Annotated in this window: 15 protein-coding genes; 9 read left to right on the top strand and 6 right to left on the bottom strand. The window is 64.1% G+C overall.

Annotation, left to right across the window (positions count from 1 at the left end):
• Window positions 1-8: 8 nt before the first annotated feature.
• Together ACZ5MJ_RS29670 and ACZ5MJ_RS29675 are read right to left on the bottom strand one after the other, a co-directional pair.
• Complete coding sequence (locus ACZ5MJ_RS29670; RefSeq protein WP_464226643.1) at window positions 9-1430, bottom strand: MFS transporter; 1422 nt, start codon at window positions 1428-1430, stop codon at window positions 9-11.
• A gap of 242 nt (window positions 1431-1672) precedes the next feature.
• Window positions 1673-2596, bottom strand: coding sequence for a dihydrodipicolinate synthase family protein (locus tag ACZ5MJ_RS29675; RefSeq protein ID WP_464224576.1), 924 nt, complete (start codon window positions 2594-2596; stop codon window positions 1673-1675).
• A 190-nt stretch (window positions 2597-2786) separates the two neighbouring features.
• Between ACZ5MJ_RS29675 and ACZ5MJ_RS29680 the strand changes: the two genes are divergently transcribed.
• Together ACZ5MJ_RS29680 and ACZ5MJ_RS29685 are read left to right on the top strand one after the other, a co-directional pair.
• Window positions 2787-3716 carry a LysR family transcriptional regulator gene (locus tag ACZ5MJ_RS29680; RefSeq protein WP_464224577.1) on the top strand — a complete coding sequence of 310 codons (930 nt, stop codon included), beginning with the start codon at window positions 2787-2789 and terminating at the stop codon, window positions 3714-3716.
• Between the two features lie 65 nt (window positions 3717-3781).
• On the top strand, window positions 3782-4126 hold the full coding sequence (locus ACZ5MJ_RS29685) for an SDR family oxidoreductase (RefSeq protein WP_464226644.1): 345 nt from the start codon (window positions 3782-3784) through the stop codon (window positions 4124-4126).
• A gap of 101 nt (window positions 4127-4227) precedes the next feature.
• Here the strand turns inward: ACZ5MJ_RS29685 and ACZ5MJ_RS29690 are convergent, their stop codons facing one another.
• Window positions 4228-5145 (bottom strand): LysR family transcriptional regulator, encoded by a 918-nt coding sequence (locus ACZ5MJ_RS29690; RefSeq protein ID WP_464224578.1) that lies wholly within the window; start codon window positions 5143-5145, stop codon window positions 4228-4230.
• Between the two features lie 143 nt (window positions 5146-5288).
• Between ACZ5MJ_RS29690 and ACZ5MJ_RS29695 the strand changes: the two genes are divergently transcribed.
• The gene (locus ACZ5MJ_RS29695; protein ID WP_464224579.1) at window positions 5289-6209 is read left to right on the top strand and encodes a pyridoxal-phosphate dependent enzyme; all 921 of its coding nucleotides are present in this window, start codon (window positions 5289-5291) and stop codon (window positions 6207-6209) included.
• Window positions 6210-6300: 91 nt separating this feature from the next.
• On the opposite strand, the gene ACZ5MJ_RS29700 is transcribed toward ACZ5MJ_RS29695, so the two are convergent.
• Together ACZ5MJ_RS29700 and ACZ5MJ_RS29705 are read right to left on the bottom strand one after the other, a co-directional pair.
• A complete protein-coding gene (locus ACZ5MJ_RS29700; protein ID WP_464224580.1) occupies window positions 6301-7287 on the bottom strand; it encodes an acetoacetate decarboxylase (ADC) in 987 nt (328 codons plus the stop codon).
• Between the two features lie 38 nt (window positions 7288-7325).
• Complete coding sequence (locus ACZ5MJ_RS29705) at window positions 7326-8561, bottom strand: NADH:flavin oxidoreductase/NADH oxidase family protein (protein WP_464224582.1); 1236 nt, start codon at window positions 8559-8561, stop codon at window positions 7326-7328.
• 78 nt (window positions 8562-8639) lie between these two features.
• Here ACZ5MJ_RS29705 and ACZ5MJ_RS29710 point away from each other — a divergent pair, with 78 nt between their 5' ends.
• The 3 genes from ACZ5MJ_RS29710 (at window position 8640) to ACZ5MJ_RS29720 (ending at window position 11927) form a co-directional block, all read left to right on the top strand.
• Entirely contained in the window at window positions 8640-9089 is a 450-nt protein-coding gene (locus tag ACZ5MJ_RS29710; RefSeq protein ID WP_464224583.1) for a MerR family transcriptional regulator, read from the top strand.
• Between the two features lie 70 nt (window positions 9090-9159).
• Window positions 9160-9627 (top strand): (2Fe-2S)-binding protein, encoded by a 468-nt coding sequence (locus ACZ5MJ_RS29715; RefSeq protein ID WP_464224584.1) that lies wholly within the window; start codon window positions 9160-9162, stop codon window positions 9625-9627.
• Window positions 9624-11927, top strand: a complete 2304-nt coding sequence (locus ACZ5MJ_RS29720; RefSeq protein ID WP_464224585.1) for a xanthine dehydrogenase family protein molybdopterin-binding subunit — start codon at window positions 9624-9626, stop codon at window positions 11925-11927. Before ACZ5MJ_RS29715 ends, ACZ5MJ_RS29720 begins: the two co-directional genes overlap by 4 nt.
• On the opposite strand, the gene ACZ5MJ_RS29725 is transcribed toward ACZ5MJ_RS29720, so the two are convergent.
• Window positions 11924-12652, bottom strand: a complete 729-nt coding sequence (locus ACZ5MJ_RS29725; RefSeq protein ID WP_464224586.1) for a TetR/AcrR family transcriptional regulator — start codon at window positions 12650-12652, stop codon at window positions 11924-11926. The two genes, ACZ5MJ_RS29720 and ACZ5MJ_RS29725, sit on opposite strands and share 4 nt — an antisense overlap.
• A 209-nt stretch (window positions 12653-12861) precedes the next feature.
• Here ACZ5MJ_RS29725 and ACZ5MJ_RS29730 point away from each other — a divergent pair, with 209 nt between their 5' ends.
• From ACZ5MJ_RS29730 to ACZ5MJ_RS29740, 3 genes are read left to right on the top strand one after another with little or no spacing between them, the layout of a single operon-like run.
• Window positions 12862-14145, top strand: coding sequence for an alpha/beta fold hydrolase (locus ACZ5MJ_RS29730; protein WP_464224587.1), 1284 nt, complete (start codon window positions 12862-12864; stop codon window positions 14143-14145).
• Window positions 14146-14178: 33 nt separating this feature from the next.
• Window positions 14179-14835 carry a VOC family protein gene (locus ACZ5MJ_RS29735; RefSeq protein ID WP_464224588.1) on the top strand — a complete coding sequence of 219 codons (657 nt, stop codon included), beginning with the start codon at window positions 14179-14181 and terminating at the stop codon, window positions 14833-14835.
• Window positions 14832-15104, top strand: a complete 273-nt coding sequence (locus ACZ5MJ_RS29740) for a hypothetical protein (RefSeq protein ID WP_464224589.1) — start codon at window positions 14832-14834, stop codon at window positions 15102-15104. Before ACZ5MJ_RS29735 ends, ACZ5MJ_RS29740 begins: the two co-directional genes overlap by 4 nt.
• Window positions 15105-15110: the final 6 nt, after the last annotated feature.

Here is a 15110-nt window from a genome sequence, read left to right on the forward strand (position 1 = left end):
TGGGCCAGTCAGGGCGAAATCTCTTCAAGCGGACGGTTGGTCGTCTCGATCATCTGGCTGGCCATGACAAGGCCGACCACGCAGATGCCTGCGAACATCAGGAAGGCGGTAGCGATACCCTGTCCGGTGAGCACGACACCGACAACCGCCGGCGCGGTGGCCGATGCAGCCCGTAGCCACGAAGTGGCCAGTCCGGTCCCGATCGCGCGGATGCGTGTGGGATAGATCTCCGGCGTGTACAGGTACAGAAGCACCGTCGCCGACCCCATCACGGCATAAGCCGAAGAAGCCAGCAGCATGACCGACCAGGGGCTGGCAGTGCCGAACGCGCCGAGGATGACCAGCAGCAAGCCGCTGACCAGGAAGCAGCCGATGGCCCAGCGCCGACGACCTACGCGATCCACCGACAGCGCACAGGCAAGCACGGCGCAAGTGCTGAGCACGTTGGACAGCGAGGCCATGTGCAGCGACTCCTGTAGCGGCAGGTGATAGACGGTCTTGTACAGGCTCGGCAACCAGTTGTTGATGCCATTGGCAACGAAATAGGAACTCGCCCAAAGCAGCCATACCACTACCGTGCGGCCGCGATAGAACGGCGAGAAGAGCTCCTTCCAGTTTCCCTTTTTCTGCGACTGCAGACCTTTGCACAGTTCCGAGATGCGCCTGTCCATTTCTGCGGCATCGTGCCGTGGATCGAGATTCCGCCTGGGGGTGCTGGCCTCGATTCCTGCAATGACACGCTCTGCCGCGTCGAACCGGCCCTTGCCGATCAGCCATCTTGGCGATTCCGGCAGGCGCATGATCAGCAGTGCGACGATCAGGCCGGGTATCCCGCCGATCAGGAACATGTACTCCCAGCCAAAGCGCGGCACCAGAAAGGCACCGACCTGGGCTGCCAGCATCAGGCCGATCGGGAAGATCAGTTCATAGAGTATGAAAAAGCGACCGCGGCCGTGTGCCTGCGACAGTTCGTTGATATAGGTCGCCGCAACCGGCACCTCGCCGCCAACGCCAATGCCCTGGATGAAACGGCAAAGGAACAGCAACTGGAAGTTCCCGGCAAAGGCACATGCCACACTCATGACCGACATCAGGCCGACGGTGATGGTGGCACTGGGCACCCGGCCCAGGCGCTCGGCCAGCCAGCCGAAACACAGTGCGCCGATGACCTGCCCAAGGTACCCGGCGGCAATGAGGACCCCGATCTCCGTAGGCGACAGATGCCACAGCCCGACCAGGACGGGCATGACAAACGCCAGGGAGAGCGCGTCGAATGCATCGAACAGGGTGGCGCTGCCCATGACAATGCGGGCCTTGGTATGCCACCTGCTGAAAGGAACATTCTCGACCCGAAACAGAAGTTGAGCTGCGCGCCATTGAGGATGAGAAGGCGCGCTGTTCGCCGTATCGCTCCTGTCGCCGTTGTACATGGGTACAACCGTAGTGGTGTCCATGCTGTCTCCTGGTTGACTGGCTCATGGTGTGCGAGCACCGGCCATCTTGTTCTTGCGTATTCCGCTTTTAACGTTGTCTTGGCTTTCTTGCCCCAAGGCCAGTCGAAGGCCCCCGCACAGGGGCGGCCCTGAGGTCGGAGGCAGGCGCAAGGGGGGAGGCCAAAGCACTGGCCTGACCAGGCTTGCGGGCGCAGCCCCAAGGCCGCGCCCGTAACGGCTTAGCCGACGAGGCCGGCTGCGCGCATGGCGTTGGCGATGTCGATCTCGGCGCCGGGCTCCAGCGGCAGCAGCGGCGAGCGCACGGTGGCGTGTTCCAGGATGCCGCGTGCCACCAGGGCGTGCTTGAGCGCCACGGTGCCTTCCATGTGCGAGCCGCGGTGGTACACGTTCCTGGTTACCGGCAGGAGCTGGTCGTGCAGGGCGCGGGCGCGCGGATAGTCCTTCGCCTTGCCGGCCTTGATCAGTTCGATCAGCAACTCCGGCGCGATATTGCCGTAGCCCACCAGCGCTCCGTCCACGTCGAACATGGTGTGCAGCAGGTACTCGTCGTGGCAGGTCAGGATCTGCAGGTCGGGGTTCTCGCTACGGATCACGGGGATTTCGGTGTCCCAGCGGCGCATATTGCGTACGCCGTTCTTCATCGCGAATACGCCAGGCTGCGCGGCGATCTCTAGCTGGGTTTCCAGGTTGTAGGTCGCCTTGGTGGCGTCCGGGTACTGGAACAGGATCAGCGGCAGGCCACTTTCCTCATAGATGGCGCGATAGCGGTCCTGCGGTGCTCCCTTCTGGTAGCCGAAGCGTAGCCAGCCGTGCGATGGATAGACCAGGCCGGCCGAGGCGCCGGCCTTGATGGCGCGCTTGGCTTCCGCGGCAGCCACCTGGGTGCCTTCCAGCGTGATGCCGGCAATGATCGGCAGCTTGTCATCGACGGACTTCACGAAGCTCTCGATCACTGCCATTTGCTCTTCTTGCGACAGGAACGTGCCTTCGCCCGCGTGGCCGAGGACAACCAGGCCCTTGACACCATCAAACTTGCCAAGCCACGAACCAAGGCGCTGGATAGCGGCATGGTCAATCGCGCCATCGCGCGTAAAGGGGGTAACGGGGGCCGGAACAAGACCGCGCAGATCGATGTCTTTCATGTCACTTCCTGTATGGATATAGGGTTCAACGGGGCGCCGGATGCTTCCCGGAGAGCCCGCCGCTGCCGGTGTCTCCGAAGCAGTTGGCGGGCATGTGAGGCAGTCTAGGAGCCGCCCAGACATATCGGAAGTGTGATGCTGGCTATTTCAGATATACTGATTACACATAACGGAAAAGCCGGAGCAAGCCATGGACTACTCCGCCTGGAAGCTGTTCCTGGCGGCCGCCGATTTGGGTAGCCTGAGCAAGGTGGCTCAGTCCTATGGCACGAGTCAGCCCCATATCAGCCGCCAGCTCAACGAACTGGAACAGGAATGCGGTGGTCGCCTGTTCCAGCGAACAGGTCGGGGCGTGGTACTGACCGAGTTCGGCGAGCGCGTCGCGCCCAAGGTTCGTGCCTGGGTGGCAAGCACCGACCAACTCGCCAATGACATCCACTCGACCTCGGGCAAGCCCATCGGCACGGTGCGCATCGGGATCCTGCCTTCTACCGCACATCCACTGGTCAGCACGCTTTATTACCGCCTGAAGGAGCGCTACCCCCTTGTGCACCTCAGCGTACGAGAAGGGCAAGGCGCGCAACTCGAGAACTGGCTGGAAGCCGGGCACGTCGATCTGGCCATCCTGTTCCGACACAGTCCTGTGCCCAAACACGGCGATGTCTACCTCGTCGAAACTGCCACCTATCTGGTGGGTGCCGAGGGCGACAGCATCACGGCCAACCCCACCATACAGTTTTCAGCGTTGAACAATCTTCCCCTGGTGATGTTCTGCCGGCCCAATAGCTGGCGTGACCGGCTGGATCAGATGGCACTGGAGCATGGCGTCGCGCTGAACGTAGCCGTGGAGGCAGATTCACTAAGCCTGCAGACCCATATCGTTGCCGACGGCGGCATGTACGCGCTGCTTGGCCCCTATGCCATCTCGAACGCCGGTCGGGACTGTCGCTTGCAGGCATCGAAAATCATCAATCCATCGATCAACCGGCATATTGCGCTGGCCATGTCGCGCCATGGTGAGCTCACTCTGGCGTGCCGCACCGTCATGCAACTGGTTCGTGAGATCGCGCAATTCGGTGGGCCAGAGTCGACCGGGCGAGGCATCGAGGTCTCAAGTTGAGACGCTGCCAGGCGCGTGCGTGGACTAATAGCCCGCTACGTGCCGTGCTCAGGAGGATGTCCTTGATGACCTCGCCCAGCGTGAGGACTTTTTTTTGGCAGCCTCGGCCCATAGCGATCGTGTCCTTGTCGGCGATGAAGGTCGGATCGCCATGGTCTTCTGCCGGACTGCGCAACAAGAAGATTGCCGTCAATTCGATTGCGCCGGGATTCACGGATACGCCGATGACCCGCACCATGCCGCCTGAGCAGTACGCCGCTGCCGTGGCGCTGGAGCCGGGCAAGGCGCCTGCTTCACCGGAAGACATTGCGGACGCGATCGCGTTTTTCGCCTCTCCGGGCCTTCGCTTCGTGACTGGACAGACGCTGTTTGTCGACGGAGGCAAATCCCTCGGTGGTCTCGGCATCTGATTCGACGCCTGCCGCGCCCTGCCAAACGCGGCGGGTTCCGACATCGAATCGGAACCATCAAACCTATGAACAACCGGTGCAAGCCGGCACGGACCCGATTGCTATTGGCTTGCCCGATCCCCACCATCGATCACCTGCCATAGCGCCTGCACAAATTGCCTGACCGCAGGCGTCGCTGCATCCTCATCGAACGCGAAGTCCACGTCGAAGCGGTCAGCGACCTCGGCCAATGGCACCAGCCGCACGGTCGGCGGACAGACGGTTGACAGGCTTTCGGGGACAAACGCGCAACCCATCCCGGCTGAGACGAGTCCGAGCACCGTCGGGATGTCGCTGCCAACCTGGGTCACCCGAGGCGTAAAACCGGCGCGCTCACACTGTGTCATCAGGAAGCGATGCTGGGACGAAGAGCGCGCCGGATCGAACCAGACGAAGGGCAGATCCGCAACGTCCGCCAGGCATTTCGGCGGCTTGCGTCGGACGGTCTGCGATGAAGGCACGGCCAGGACGAAGCGGTCACTGAGCAATACGATGCCGGAAAGGTGCGGAGCCTCTTGCCGGCGCCAGGCCATGACGCCGCCGTCAACCTGCCTGTGCCGGATCGCGGCAATCTGCTCTGTCGACAACATCGGGTCCACCAGGACCTTGACTTCCGGACACGCCACACGGAAAGCCCTGAGCACGTTCGTCACGACGGCTGAACTCAGATAGTTCGGCAACACCCCAAGGCGCAGCTCACCGAGCTGCCCGGCGGCGCAACGCAAGGCGCGATCGCGGCTGGCTTGCAGGCTTGCCAGAAGTTGTGTGGCATCCCGCAGGAAGCTCTCGCCCGCCACAGTGAGTTGCACGCCCCTTGCCTTGCGCGCCAGCAGTGGCGTGCCGATGGCCGCCTCAAGCTCGATGATTTGCCGCGACAGGGCGGGCTGGACGATTCCGACGGCACGGGCGCCCGCCACCACGCTGCCGGCCTGCGCTACCGCGATGAAGTAGCGAAGATGCCGCAATTCAATGTTCCGCATATCTTTTCCGCGCGTTCACTTCCATGCTCACCAGGCATAGCTAAGTTACCTGAATAGCATTTGTTTGCATAGCTTACCGGGTCTACGATGGTACGGCCTCCTTCGTTGAAGGTGCGCTTCGCTGCCACAGTTCGCTACCAAACATGACGCTCCATATCAACACCCCTTATGTACATTCCCAGGCCTGTTCGCGGCGGCTTGGCAAGCCGGTCTGGTTAAAGATGGAAGCCGCACAGCCGTCCGGTTCCTTCAAGCTCCGGGGCATTGGAGCCTTGTGTGAAGCGCGGCACGCCGCGGGCGTACAGCGATTCATTTCATCGTCAGGCGGAAATGCCGGGATTGCGGCAGCCTATTGCGGGCGCAGACTTGGCGTTCCCGTCGTGGTCGTGGTGCCTGAGAGTACGCCACCCCAGGCGCGCGACCTGATCCGCCTTGAAGGCTCGGCGCTGATCGTGCATGGAAGCACATGGGCGGAGGCGCACGAGTTTGCCCTGTCCCTGATCGGGCCGCGCGATGCCTTTGTGCACCCATTCGACGATCCGCTGATCTGGCAGGGGCACGCCACGTTGGTGGACGAGATGGCGGCTTCCGGGCCGAAGCCAGGCGCAATCGTCCTTGCCGTGGGCGGCGGTGGCCTGCTGTGCGGCGTGCTGGAAGGGCTTCAACGCAATGGCTGGTCCGACGTCCCTGTCATCGCCGTGGAAACCGACGGTGCGGACTGCTACGCCCGCTCGGTCGCACAAGACCGGCCAGTTGAACTCTCGAACATCACCAGCGTGGCGACGTCGCTTGGCGCGAAGCGGCCGTGTGATGAGGCGCTCCAATGGGAGAAGCGCCGCGAGATCCACAGCGTGGTGGTGTCAGACAAACAGGCGGTGCAGGCAGCAATAAGGTTTCTTGACGAACACCGCGTCCTGGTTGAGCCGGCATGCGGCGCCGCGCTGGCGGCTTTGGATAGCGATCACCCGGTGCTGAAGGCGGCCTCCAGCATCGCCGTGGTGGTATGTGGCGGGGCTACTGTGACCGCCCGGCAACTACAAGACTTTGCCGCAATGCCAGACTGACCGTTGCTGCTGTGTCCGCGCCGGGCCCTGCTATCACGGCTTCGCCGGAGCAGGGTGGCCGGCACCCTGCGACCAGTGCGCTTGCGAGCGATTACAGCGGCTTGGGGGAATACAGCGCGCTCTGGAATTCCGGCACGTACTCGTATTTCATCATCTTCCCCAGCTTCAGCGCCTTGATGTAGGTCGACAGACTCCCGTCGGTGAGCGTGAGATTCACCGACTCCGCGCTGGTGCTGGAGGCATGGCTAAGCTGGCGAGAAATCGCATAGCCAGTAGTCAATCGTCCTTTCAGGTCGACATTGGTAAAGCTGTTGGTCACCATCGAGGCCTTGTTCGATAGGTCGCTCAGTTTCCTGGTTTCAAGGGTGACATCGACCTTGCCCGTTTCGCTGTCAAAAATCTCGACGACAACCGCCTGGTCGGTCTCGCGGTAGTCAATGGCAGTCAGCCATTTGGGCAGGTTGTAGCCAACCACGCCCCGTACCCTGGCGAGTTCGGTATTGACCGGCAGCTTCAGTACGTAGCCCCAGAAATCGCTCGACATCGCCTGACTCATCAGGGTAAGCGGCCCCAAATTGGAACTGCCTGGCCGGTTTGTGATGACGGAAAGACCAATCTCGTTATAGCTGTCGTTGTCGCAATAGTGATAGGCGTAAGCGGTGAGTGCGACGAGGCCTCTGCCCGGCCAGACCTGAAGTGGTTGCACCTTCTCCAGGACTTCGGCGGGCATCAGTTCCCGCAGCTTGTCCAGGTCGGCGGTGAAGATGGCCGTGACCCTGCTGTTCTTGTAGTAGAAGTTTGGCGAATAGGATTCAAAGCCAATTTCTACCTGCTCCTTCCGGAGTCCCTTGAACCAGCTCAGGTCAACGTCTGGCGCTTCAGACTCAATGACGGAAAGAGGAGGATTCGAGCGATAGCGGTCATACAGCCCGCCCCTGACCACGGGGACCTCATGGCCAGCGATGTTGATGGTTGTGCTTTCGGCTTGCATGGTTTCCGATGGGCCATCGGCCCATGAAGGATTCAGGAGGGCACTCAGGATGACACCTGCAGTAGCCACAAGATTGCGGGTTTTCATATTGACGATACTTTGGGGCTTGGGAGTAGTCTGGCTTGTCAGCCCTGGACGCGCTGCGCCATCCAGCGCCGGTACTGACGGACGCGGCGTGCGTTGGACACCTGCTGCAGGATCAGCGCGCGCAGCGGTGACACCCTGGGATCAGTGGCCTTGCCTCGGCTGAGCTTGCGCAGTTGAAACTTGACTGCGGCCATGTTGGCCAACGAGGCCAGCGGCTTGTTCTTCCAGCTGATCGGCAGCAACGCAGGCGCACTGTCTTTGCCGGCACGCCAGTCGCGCGGCAGATTGGGGTCGACGGCCAGGGCGGTACCGATGCCAACCATGTCCACGCCGCTCGTGACCACTTGTTCGGCCACCGGCCGGCGGCGGATGCCGCCGGTGACCATCACCGGCATCTTCGCCATCGCGCGGATGTCGCGGGCGAACTCGACAAAGTAGGCCTCGCGCGCGAGCGTGCGGCCGTCGCGGGCTTCACCCTGCATGGCCGGGGCCTCGTAGCTCCCTCCCGACAGCTCGACCAGGTCAACGGCCAGCTCGTTGAGCATCTTCACCACCTGGCGGGCGTCATCCGCGCTGAAGCCGCCACGCTGGAAGTCGGCGGAGTTAAGCTTGACGGCAACCGCGAATCCGGGCGAAACCACGGCGCGTACCGCCTTGACGATCTCAATGAGCAGGCGAGCGCGGTGCTCCAGCGGGCCACCCCACGCATCCGTTCTCTGGTTGCTCAACGGCGAAAGAAACTGGCTTAGCAGATAGCCGTGCGCCGCGTGAATCTCGACGCCCGTGAAACCTGCCTGTTCTCCCAGTTGCGCCGTACGGGCAAAGCGCTGGATCACGTCTTCGATGACCGCCTGCGTCATCGCCTGCGGCGTGTTGAAGTGCCTGGACATATTGCCCAGGTTCAACGGCACGGCAGAGGGCGCCCAGGTGGGCTGCCCCAGGTTGGCGGGCATCTGGCGGCCGGGATGGTTGATCTGCAGCCAGAACTGCGCCCCCCTGGATCGCCCGACCTGGGCCCAGCGCCTGAACCGGTCCAGGTGCCTGGCGTCTTCCAGCACGACGCCGCCGGGCCCCGTCATGGCGCGGCTGTCCACCATCACATTGCCGGTGATCAGCAGGCCGGCACCCCCCTCTGCCCAGGCCTTGTAAAGGCGCATGAGTTCCTCGGAGGGCGCGTGGTCGGCGTCCGCCATGTTCTCTTCCATGGCAGCTTTGGCGATGCGGTTCGGAACGCTTGAACCGTTACGGAGAATCAACTTGTCGAACACGTTCATGGGGGCACCTCGTTTGATCGTGACTCGACTTTAAGGTTAAAGTAAGCTTTAATGTCAAGAGCTTTGGTGAGGTGATGTATGAGAATTGGAGAACTGGCGGAGCTCAGCGGTCTGACGGCCTCCCGCATCCGCTTTTACGAGGCAGCCGGATTGATCCTGGCGGTCGAGCGCAAGGCGAATGGCTATCGCGACTACCCACCGGAGGCGGTATGGATTCTGGAAATCATCACCTGTGCGCAGAGTGCGGGATTCTCACTCGATCAGATCCGCCATCTGTTGCCGCTCGGTTCGGGGGACTGGCAGCATGAAGAGTTGCTGGATGCACTCAAGCGGAAGGTTGCCGAAATCGAGGACATGCAAAAGCGCCTCAAACAAAACAAGGCCCATCTGCTCGCCGCCATCAGGAATATCGAGAGCCGGCCTGCGGATATGAAATGCTCTGACGGGACGAAGTGGGTGCTGGACCGCCTCCGCGAAGAGGGGGCCGTGCCAGCGCGGGGCAAGGGCCGTCGGTCCGCCGCGAGTTAATGCTTGACGTTAAAGCTGCGTTTAATCTTAAAGTGCTGGCTGCGGGCTATCAGAAGGCGAGGAGCAATACATGAATCTGGACATCAACCGCCAGCCGGTCAGCGTCGATTGCGACCCGGCCACCCCCTTGCTGTGGGTGCTGCGGGACCACCTGAACCTGACCGGGACAAAGTTCGGCTGCGGCGTCGCGGCTTGCGGCGCGTGCACCGTGCATCTGGACGGCGCGGCGGTGCGGTCCTGTGTTCTGCCCGTAGCGGCGGTGGCCGGCAAGCGCATCACCACCATCGAAGGGCTGGCCAGCGCGCCGGGCAAGCGCCACGCGCTGCAGCAGGCCTGGATCGACGAGCAGGTGCCGCAATGCGGCTACTGCCAGTCGGGCATGCTGATGGCGGCGGCAGACCTGCTGGCCCGGCAGCCCGACCCCAGCGATGCCGACATCGACGCGGCCATCACCAACCTGTGCCGCTGTGGCACCTATCCGCGCGTGCGCACCGCCATCAAGCGTGCCGCGAAGGCGCTGCGGGAGGGCCGCGCATGAACGCCAACGCAACCACCCCGCGCCGCGGACGGCGCCGGTTCCTGCTGGGGGCGCTCGGCCTTGGCGGCGCGCTGGTGGTGGGCTGGGGCGTGATGCCCCCGCGCAGCCGGCTTGGCGATCCCGCGGTATTTCCCGAGGCGTCCGGCCAGATTGCCCTGAACGGCTGGATCAAGATCACGCCGGAAGGCAACGTCATCCTTGCCATGCCGCGCGTGGAGATGGGGCAGGGCATCCACACCGCGCTGTCGATGCTGGCCGCCGAGGAGCTCGATATGCCGCTGGCGCGGGTGAGCATCGAGTCGTCGCCCATCGAGCGTATCTACGGCAATGTCGTCACCATGGGCGACAGCTCGCTGCCGCTGCATCCGGACGATGCCGACAAGGCCTGGGCGCGCGCATTGCATTGGATCATGGCCAAGAGCGCGCGCGAGATCGGCCTTATCATCACCGGCGCGAGCAGCAGCGTGGCCGACGGCTGGCAGCCCGTGCGCGAGGCCGCCGCAACCGCGCGCGCCACGCTGGTGGAAGCGGCGGCGCGTGAATGGGGTGTGCAGCCTGCGCTGGTGACGGTGCGCGAAGGCCAGCTCATTGGCCCGGGCGGCAAGCAGATGCCGTTTTCCGCGGTCGCGCGGAAGGCGCGCGACATGGCGCCGCCATCGAACGTCACGCTCAAGCCGGCTTCGCAGTTCCAGCTGATTGGCAAGCCCGCGCCGCGCAACGACATCGCCAGCAAGACGGATGGCAGCGCACGCTTTGCCATCGATGCGCGCCCGCCCGGCATGTTGTACGCGGCGGTCGTCATGTGCCCGGTGTTTGGCGGCAAGCTCAAGACTTTCCAGTCGAAGGCGGCGCTTGCCATGCCCGGTGTGCGCCATGTCGTGCCGTTCGACGGCTCGGCGGGCGGCGCACCGGGCGTGGCCGTGGTGGCCGACCACTACTGGCAGGCACGCCAGGCCCTGGCGACGCTTGCGCCGGTCTGGGACAACGGGCCGCATGCCACGCTTGATTCGGCCGGCATCCGGCAACAGCTCGTCGGCGCGCTCGACAGCGACAAGGGCGGTTTCACCTACCGTTCGATGGGCGACGGCCTGAAGGCCTTTGACCAGGCGAACGGAGCCACCATCGTCGAGGCGGAATACAGCGCGCCGTACCTGGCGCATGCCGCCATGGAGCCGATCAACTGCACGGCACAGGTGACCGCGGACCGCGTGCAGCTGTGGGCCCCCACCCAGGTGGCGACGCTGGCGCAACTGGTCGCCGCACGCGCGGCAGGTGTGAGCCGGGACCAGGTGCATATCGACATCCCGCTCATTGGCGGCGGCTTTGGACGGCGGCTGGAGTCGGACTTCATCGGCCAGGCCGTGTCGATCGCCACCAGGACCGAGGGCCGCCCGGTACAGGTGATCTGGGCGCGCGAGGACGACATCCGCCACGACTTCTATCGCCCGCAGGCCATCGCACGGCTGAAGGCCCGCGTCGAGCATGGCAAGGTCACGGCCATCGCCTCGCGCAGTGCCGGGCAGTCGATCCTGGCCGGCGAGCTGGAGCGCCTGTTCGGCGCGCCGTCGGCCGGTATCGACCGCTATGCAGCCGAGGGCCTGTTCGACCTGCCGTACGAGATCGAGCATGAGCACATTGCGCACCTGGTGGTCGATTTGCCGGTGCCGATCGGGTTCTGGCGCAGCGTCGGCCATTCCTACACGGGCTTTTTCCTGGAAGGTTTCCTGAACGAGGTGGCGGCCGCTGCCAGGCTGGACCCGCTGGCGATGCGGCGCGACTTGCTCAGGGCGCACCCGCGTGAGCTGAAGGTGCTCGACACCGTCGCGCAGGCGGCAGGCTGGAACCAGCCGCTGGCACCGGCCGCGGACGGCGCCCCGCGTGCGCGCGGGCTCGCGCTGCACAATGCGTTCGGCTCGGTGGTGGCACAGGTGGCGGAGGTGTCGCTCAAGGACGGCAAGCCGCGTGTGCATCGCGTTGTCTGCGCCGTGGACTGCGGCACGGTGGTCAACCCGGACATCGTTGCGCAGCAGGTGGAAAGCGGCATCATCTTCGGGCTGACCGCGGCGCTGTACGGCCAGGTGCAGATCAAGGACGGGCAGGTCGTGCAGGCCAACTTCCCCGACTATCCGGTGCTGAAGATGGCGGAGGCACCGGTGATCGAAACCCACCTGGTGGCCAGCACGGCCGAGCCCAGCGGCGTCGGAGAAGTTGCCGTGCCGCCGATCGCGCCGGCCGTGGCACACGCCATCGCCCAGCTCACCGGCAAGCCGGTGCGGCAGCTGCCGACCGTCGGCAGTTAGCCGCCGCCGGGTATTGGACCAGGCTCGGCCGCAGCCGCGGCCGGCATCTCCAGGCTGCGCTCCAGCAGCGTCAGGTCGTCCCGGAGCAATTGCAGGATGGCTGCCGGGCCGGGCTTTTCCAATGCGCGGCTGGCGGGTAACTCCACTGAACGCAGGGCCATGTCCGCGATCTGGCTTGCGACATCACTCATGGAAACCTGTCCGGCGGAATTGAACCACCACGCTGTCCAGTTGCACATGCCGATGATCGAAAACGCCGCGACTTTGGCATCCATCACGCGGAATGTTCCGTGATCGATGCCGAACTCGATCGCTTGCCGGAACTGCTCAAGCACCGCGCGGCGCGACTGTTCCGCCATCTTGCGCTGCTTTAGCGGCAGGTTGTTTTCATTGCGCTCCACCACGCGGAACTGCAACGGATGCGACAGGATCAGCGTGGCGTGGCGCAGCACCAGGTGGCGCAGAATGCCGGCAGGCGTGCGCATCGCTTCAGGGATGGCCTCGGTCGCCAGTTGCGCAGCGGTGCGCGTGACCGCCGCGGTCAGTTCCTCGAGGATGGCTTCCTTGCTCTTGAAGTAGTAGTACAGCGCGGGGCGGCTCAGTCCCACGGCATCGGCAATGTCGTTGAGGCCGGTGCCATCGAAGCCACGCTCGATGAAGAGGCGGGTCGCAACTTCCAGGATCGAATCCCGCAATGCGTCGCTCTTGGTCTGTGTCTTTGCCATGGACTGCGATTCAGTTTTTCGACGCAGGCGTCGACAAGCCGTCACGATAAACAAAAAGGCGCGAACGCGCCATCCCGCTGGCTGTCAGCCCACCCTGATTTCTCCCGATTAGTGCCATCAAGATCACTTTATTGTGGTTTGACGCGTCCGTGAAAAAATTTACGCATACGTCGAAAAATGGACTATTCTGTAAAAAACGGAGTGAGACGATGACAAGCTTCAAGACGCCCCCCAATGCATCGCCCGCGGCAAGCGGCCCGATTGCCGGCTTTCTCAATACCGACTGGAACCCGCGCGACGTGCCGCCCGGCACGGTAACGCGCAACGTCGTGCTGCGCACGGAGGATGGCGCAGCCACGGGTGGCTCGCTCTACGCCGCAGGGCAGCCGGATACGGTGGTCTGCATCATGCATCCGCGTGAGTTCATGGCTTGCCACTACCTGATTCCCGACATCGTGGAGGCGGGCTACGCGGCGTGGTCGCAGTCGCCGCGTTCAGTCGGCAACGACCAGCGCCTGGAGCACGAGTTCGCGCTTTACGACGTGGCGGCAGGCGTGCGCTACCTGCGTGAAGCGGGCTTCCGCCGCATCGTGCTGCTGGGCAATTCCGGAGGCAGCGGGTTGTACGCCTTGTATGTCCAGCAATCCAGCGCAGCCCACGAGGCGCGCATCGCCCGGACGCCCGGCGGCCGCGCCACCAGGCTCGCGTCCGCGACGCTGCCGGCGGTGGATGGCGTCGTCCTTGTCGCCCCGCACCCGGGGCAGGGCGTGCTGCTGCAGGGCTGCATCGACCCGGCTGTGATCGACGAATGCGACCCGCTTTCCGTCGATCCGGTGCTCGATGCGTTCGCGGCTGCCAATGGTTTTGCGCCGGCCCCTGAGTCCTCCACCTATCACGCCGACTTTGTCGTGCGGTATCGCGCTGCGCAGGCCATACGGGTGCAGCGCCTCGACAACCTGGCCAGGACCATGATTGCCGAGCGCATGGACGCTCGCGCCGAAGTGAAGCGCAACCCCGCCACCGTCAGCGATGCCATCCGCCGCCGCGCCGCCCACACGCAGCTGTTCACCGTGTGGCGCACCGATGCCGACCTGCGCTGCTTCGACCTGTCGCTTGATCCGTCCGACCGCAAGTACGGGTCGCTCTGGGGCGCGGATCCGTTCGCTTCCAACTACGGTTCAGTCGGCTTCGCGCGCGTCTGCTCGCCCGAGAGCTGGTTGTCGACGTGGTCGGGGCTGTCGTCGAATGCGGCGCTGTCGCGGACTGCCCCGGCCATTCACCAGCCCACCCTGCTGATCGAATATACGGCCGACCAGGCCTGCTTCCCGGGCGTCATCGCCGACATCTTCCACAGCATTGCCAGCACTGACAAGCAGCACCACCGCGTTCGCGGCGACCACCACGGCCGCGCGCTGGCCAAGGGCGAGGAGCCTGGCCGCTACGCGGCAGGCCGCCTGCTGCAGACATGGCTGCGCGAGACCTTTCCTCAATAACGCGACCCACCAATCCGATCCGGAGACGCAACGATGCTTGCAAGTACCGCTTCACCTGACACCGGCGCGCCACTGTGCCTGCACGGCGTCGACCATACGGCCAGGCCGACCTGGCGGCTGAAGGAAACCGTCGCGTTCTACCGCGACATCCTGGGCCTGCCACTGATTCACACGATCTCGGCGCGCGGCTGGGGCCCGGCGACGCATCCCGATTTCCTGCACTTCTTCTTCGACAGTGGCAAGGGCAGCACCATCGCCTTCTTCTATTACCTTGGCAGCGAGGAGCCGGACGGACTTGCCGGCCTTGACACCCGTCCCCCGTTCCCGGACGACCACGTCTTCGATGCCACCCACACGGCGTGGCTGGTCGATACGCAGGAAGAGCTGCTGGCATGGAAGGCGCGCCTGGAAGGGCGTGGCGTGGTGGTGTCCACCGAGACCGCGCATGAGGTGATCGAGTCGATCTACTTCCGCGACCCGAATGGCTACTTCATCGAGATCACGCGCAAGCTTCGCCCGCTTGCAGCGCTGGACGCGCGTGACGCCGATGCGACGCTGGCCGCCGCAATCGAACTGGAGGACGAGGCCCGCGCCAGGCAGGCGCGCGTGACCTCGATTGACGATATCTGGCTGCGCAAGGCAGAGCTCCTGAGCCGCCGCCTGGACCTGGGGCAGGAGTGTCACGCATGAGCCAGCCTTCCCTGCGCATCTTCGTGCTGAATGTGCCTGAGTTCGCCTCGCTGGCAGAAGCCGCACGCCGCTTGCCGGCTTGCCAGGTCAGCGATCTCGGCGACTATACCGTGATCGCCGCCAGCGAGCCGATCGAGTTCGGGCGTCGTGCACTGGGGCTGAAGCCCGCGGTCTGGTATGGCCTGTTCACCGGCGGCCTGGACGGCAGGATCGAATCGTTCGGCCGCGATACCGTGCGCATCGTGCCGCGCGGTCATGAGACGGCCTGACAAGCA

It is taken from the genome of Cupriavidus sp. LA-1 (assembly GCF_055385985.1).

Coding starts and splice junctions, on each gene's coding strand:
- ACZ5MJ_RS29725 (WP_464224586.1), bottom strand. CDS start 12,652: ATGGCAAAGACACAGACCAAGAGCGACGCATTGCGGGATTCGATCCTG.
- ACZ5MJ_RS29720 (WP_464224585.1), top strand. CDS start 9,624: ATGAACGCCAACGCAACCACCCCGCGCCGCGGACGGCGCCGGTTCCTG.
- ACZ5MJ_RS29730 (WP_464224587.1), top strand. CDS start 12,862: ATGACAAGCTTCAAGACGCCCCCCAATGCATCGCCCGCGGCAAGCGGC.
- ACZ5MJ_RS29680 (WP_464224577.1), top strand. CDS start 2,787: ATGGACTACTCCGCCTGGAAGCTGTTCCTGGCGGCCGCCGATTTGGGT.
- ACZ5MJ_RS29700 (WP_464224580.1), bottom strand. CDS start 7,287: ATGAAAACCCGCAATCTTGTGGCTACTGCAGGTGTCATCCTGAGTGCC.
- ACZ5MJ_RS29715 (WP_464224584.1), top strand. CDS start 9,160: ATGAATCTGGACATCAACCGCCAGCCGGTCAGCGTCGATTGCGACCCG.
- ACZ5MJ_RS29740 (WP_464224589.1), top strand. CDS start 14,832: ATGAGCCAGCCTTCCCTGCGCATCTTCGTGCTGAATGTGCCTGAGTTC.
- ACZ5MJ_RS29690 (WP_464224578.1), bottom strand. CDS start 5,145: ATGCGGAACATTGAATTGCGGCATCTTCGCTACTTCATCGCGGTAGCG.
- ACZ5MJ_RS29670 (WP_464226643.1), bottom strand. CDS start 1,430: ATGTACAACGGCGACAGGAGCGATACGGCGAACAGCGCGCCTTCTCAT.
- ACZ5MJ_RS29695 (WP_464224579.1), top strand. CDS start 5,289: ATGACGCTCCATATCAACACCCCTTATGTACATTCCCAGGCCTGTTCG.
- ACZ5MJ_RS29710 (WP_464224583.1), top strand. CDS start 8,640: ATGAGAATTGGAGAACTGGCGGAGCTCAGCGGTCTGACGGCCTCCCGC.
- ACZ5MJ_RS29705 (WP_464224582.1), bottom strand. CDS start 8,561: ATGAACGTGTTCGACAAGTTGATTCTCCGTAACGGTTCAAGCGTTCCG.
- ACZ5MJ_RS29675 (WP_464224576.1), bottom strand. CDS start 2,596: ATGAAAGACATCGATCTGCGCGGTCTTGTTCCGGCCCCCGTTACCCCC.
- ACZ5MJ_RS29735 (WP_464224588.1), top strand. CDS start 14,179: ATGCTTGCAAGTACCGCTTCACCTGACACCGGCGCGCCACTGTGCCTG.
- ACZ5MJ_RS29685 (WP_464226644.1), top strand. CDS start 3,782: ATGACCTCGCCCAGCGTGAGGACTTTTTTTTGGCAGCCTCGGCCCATA.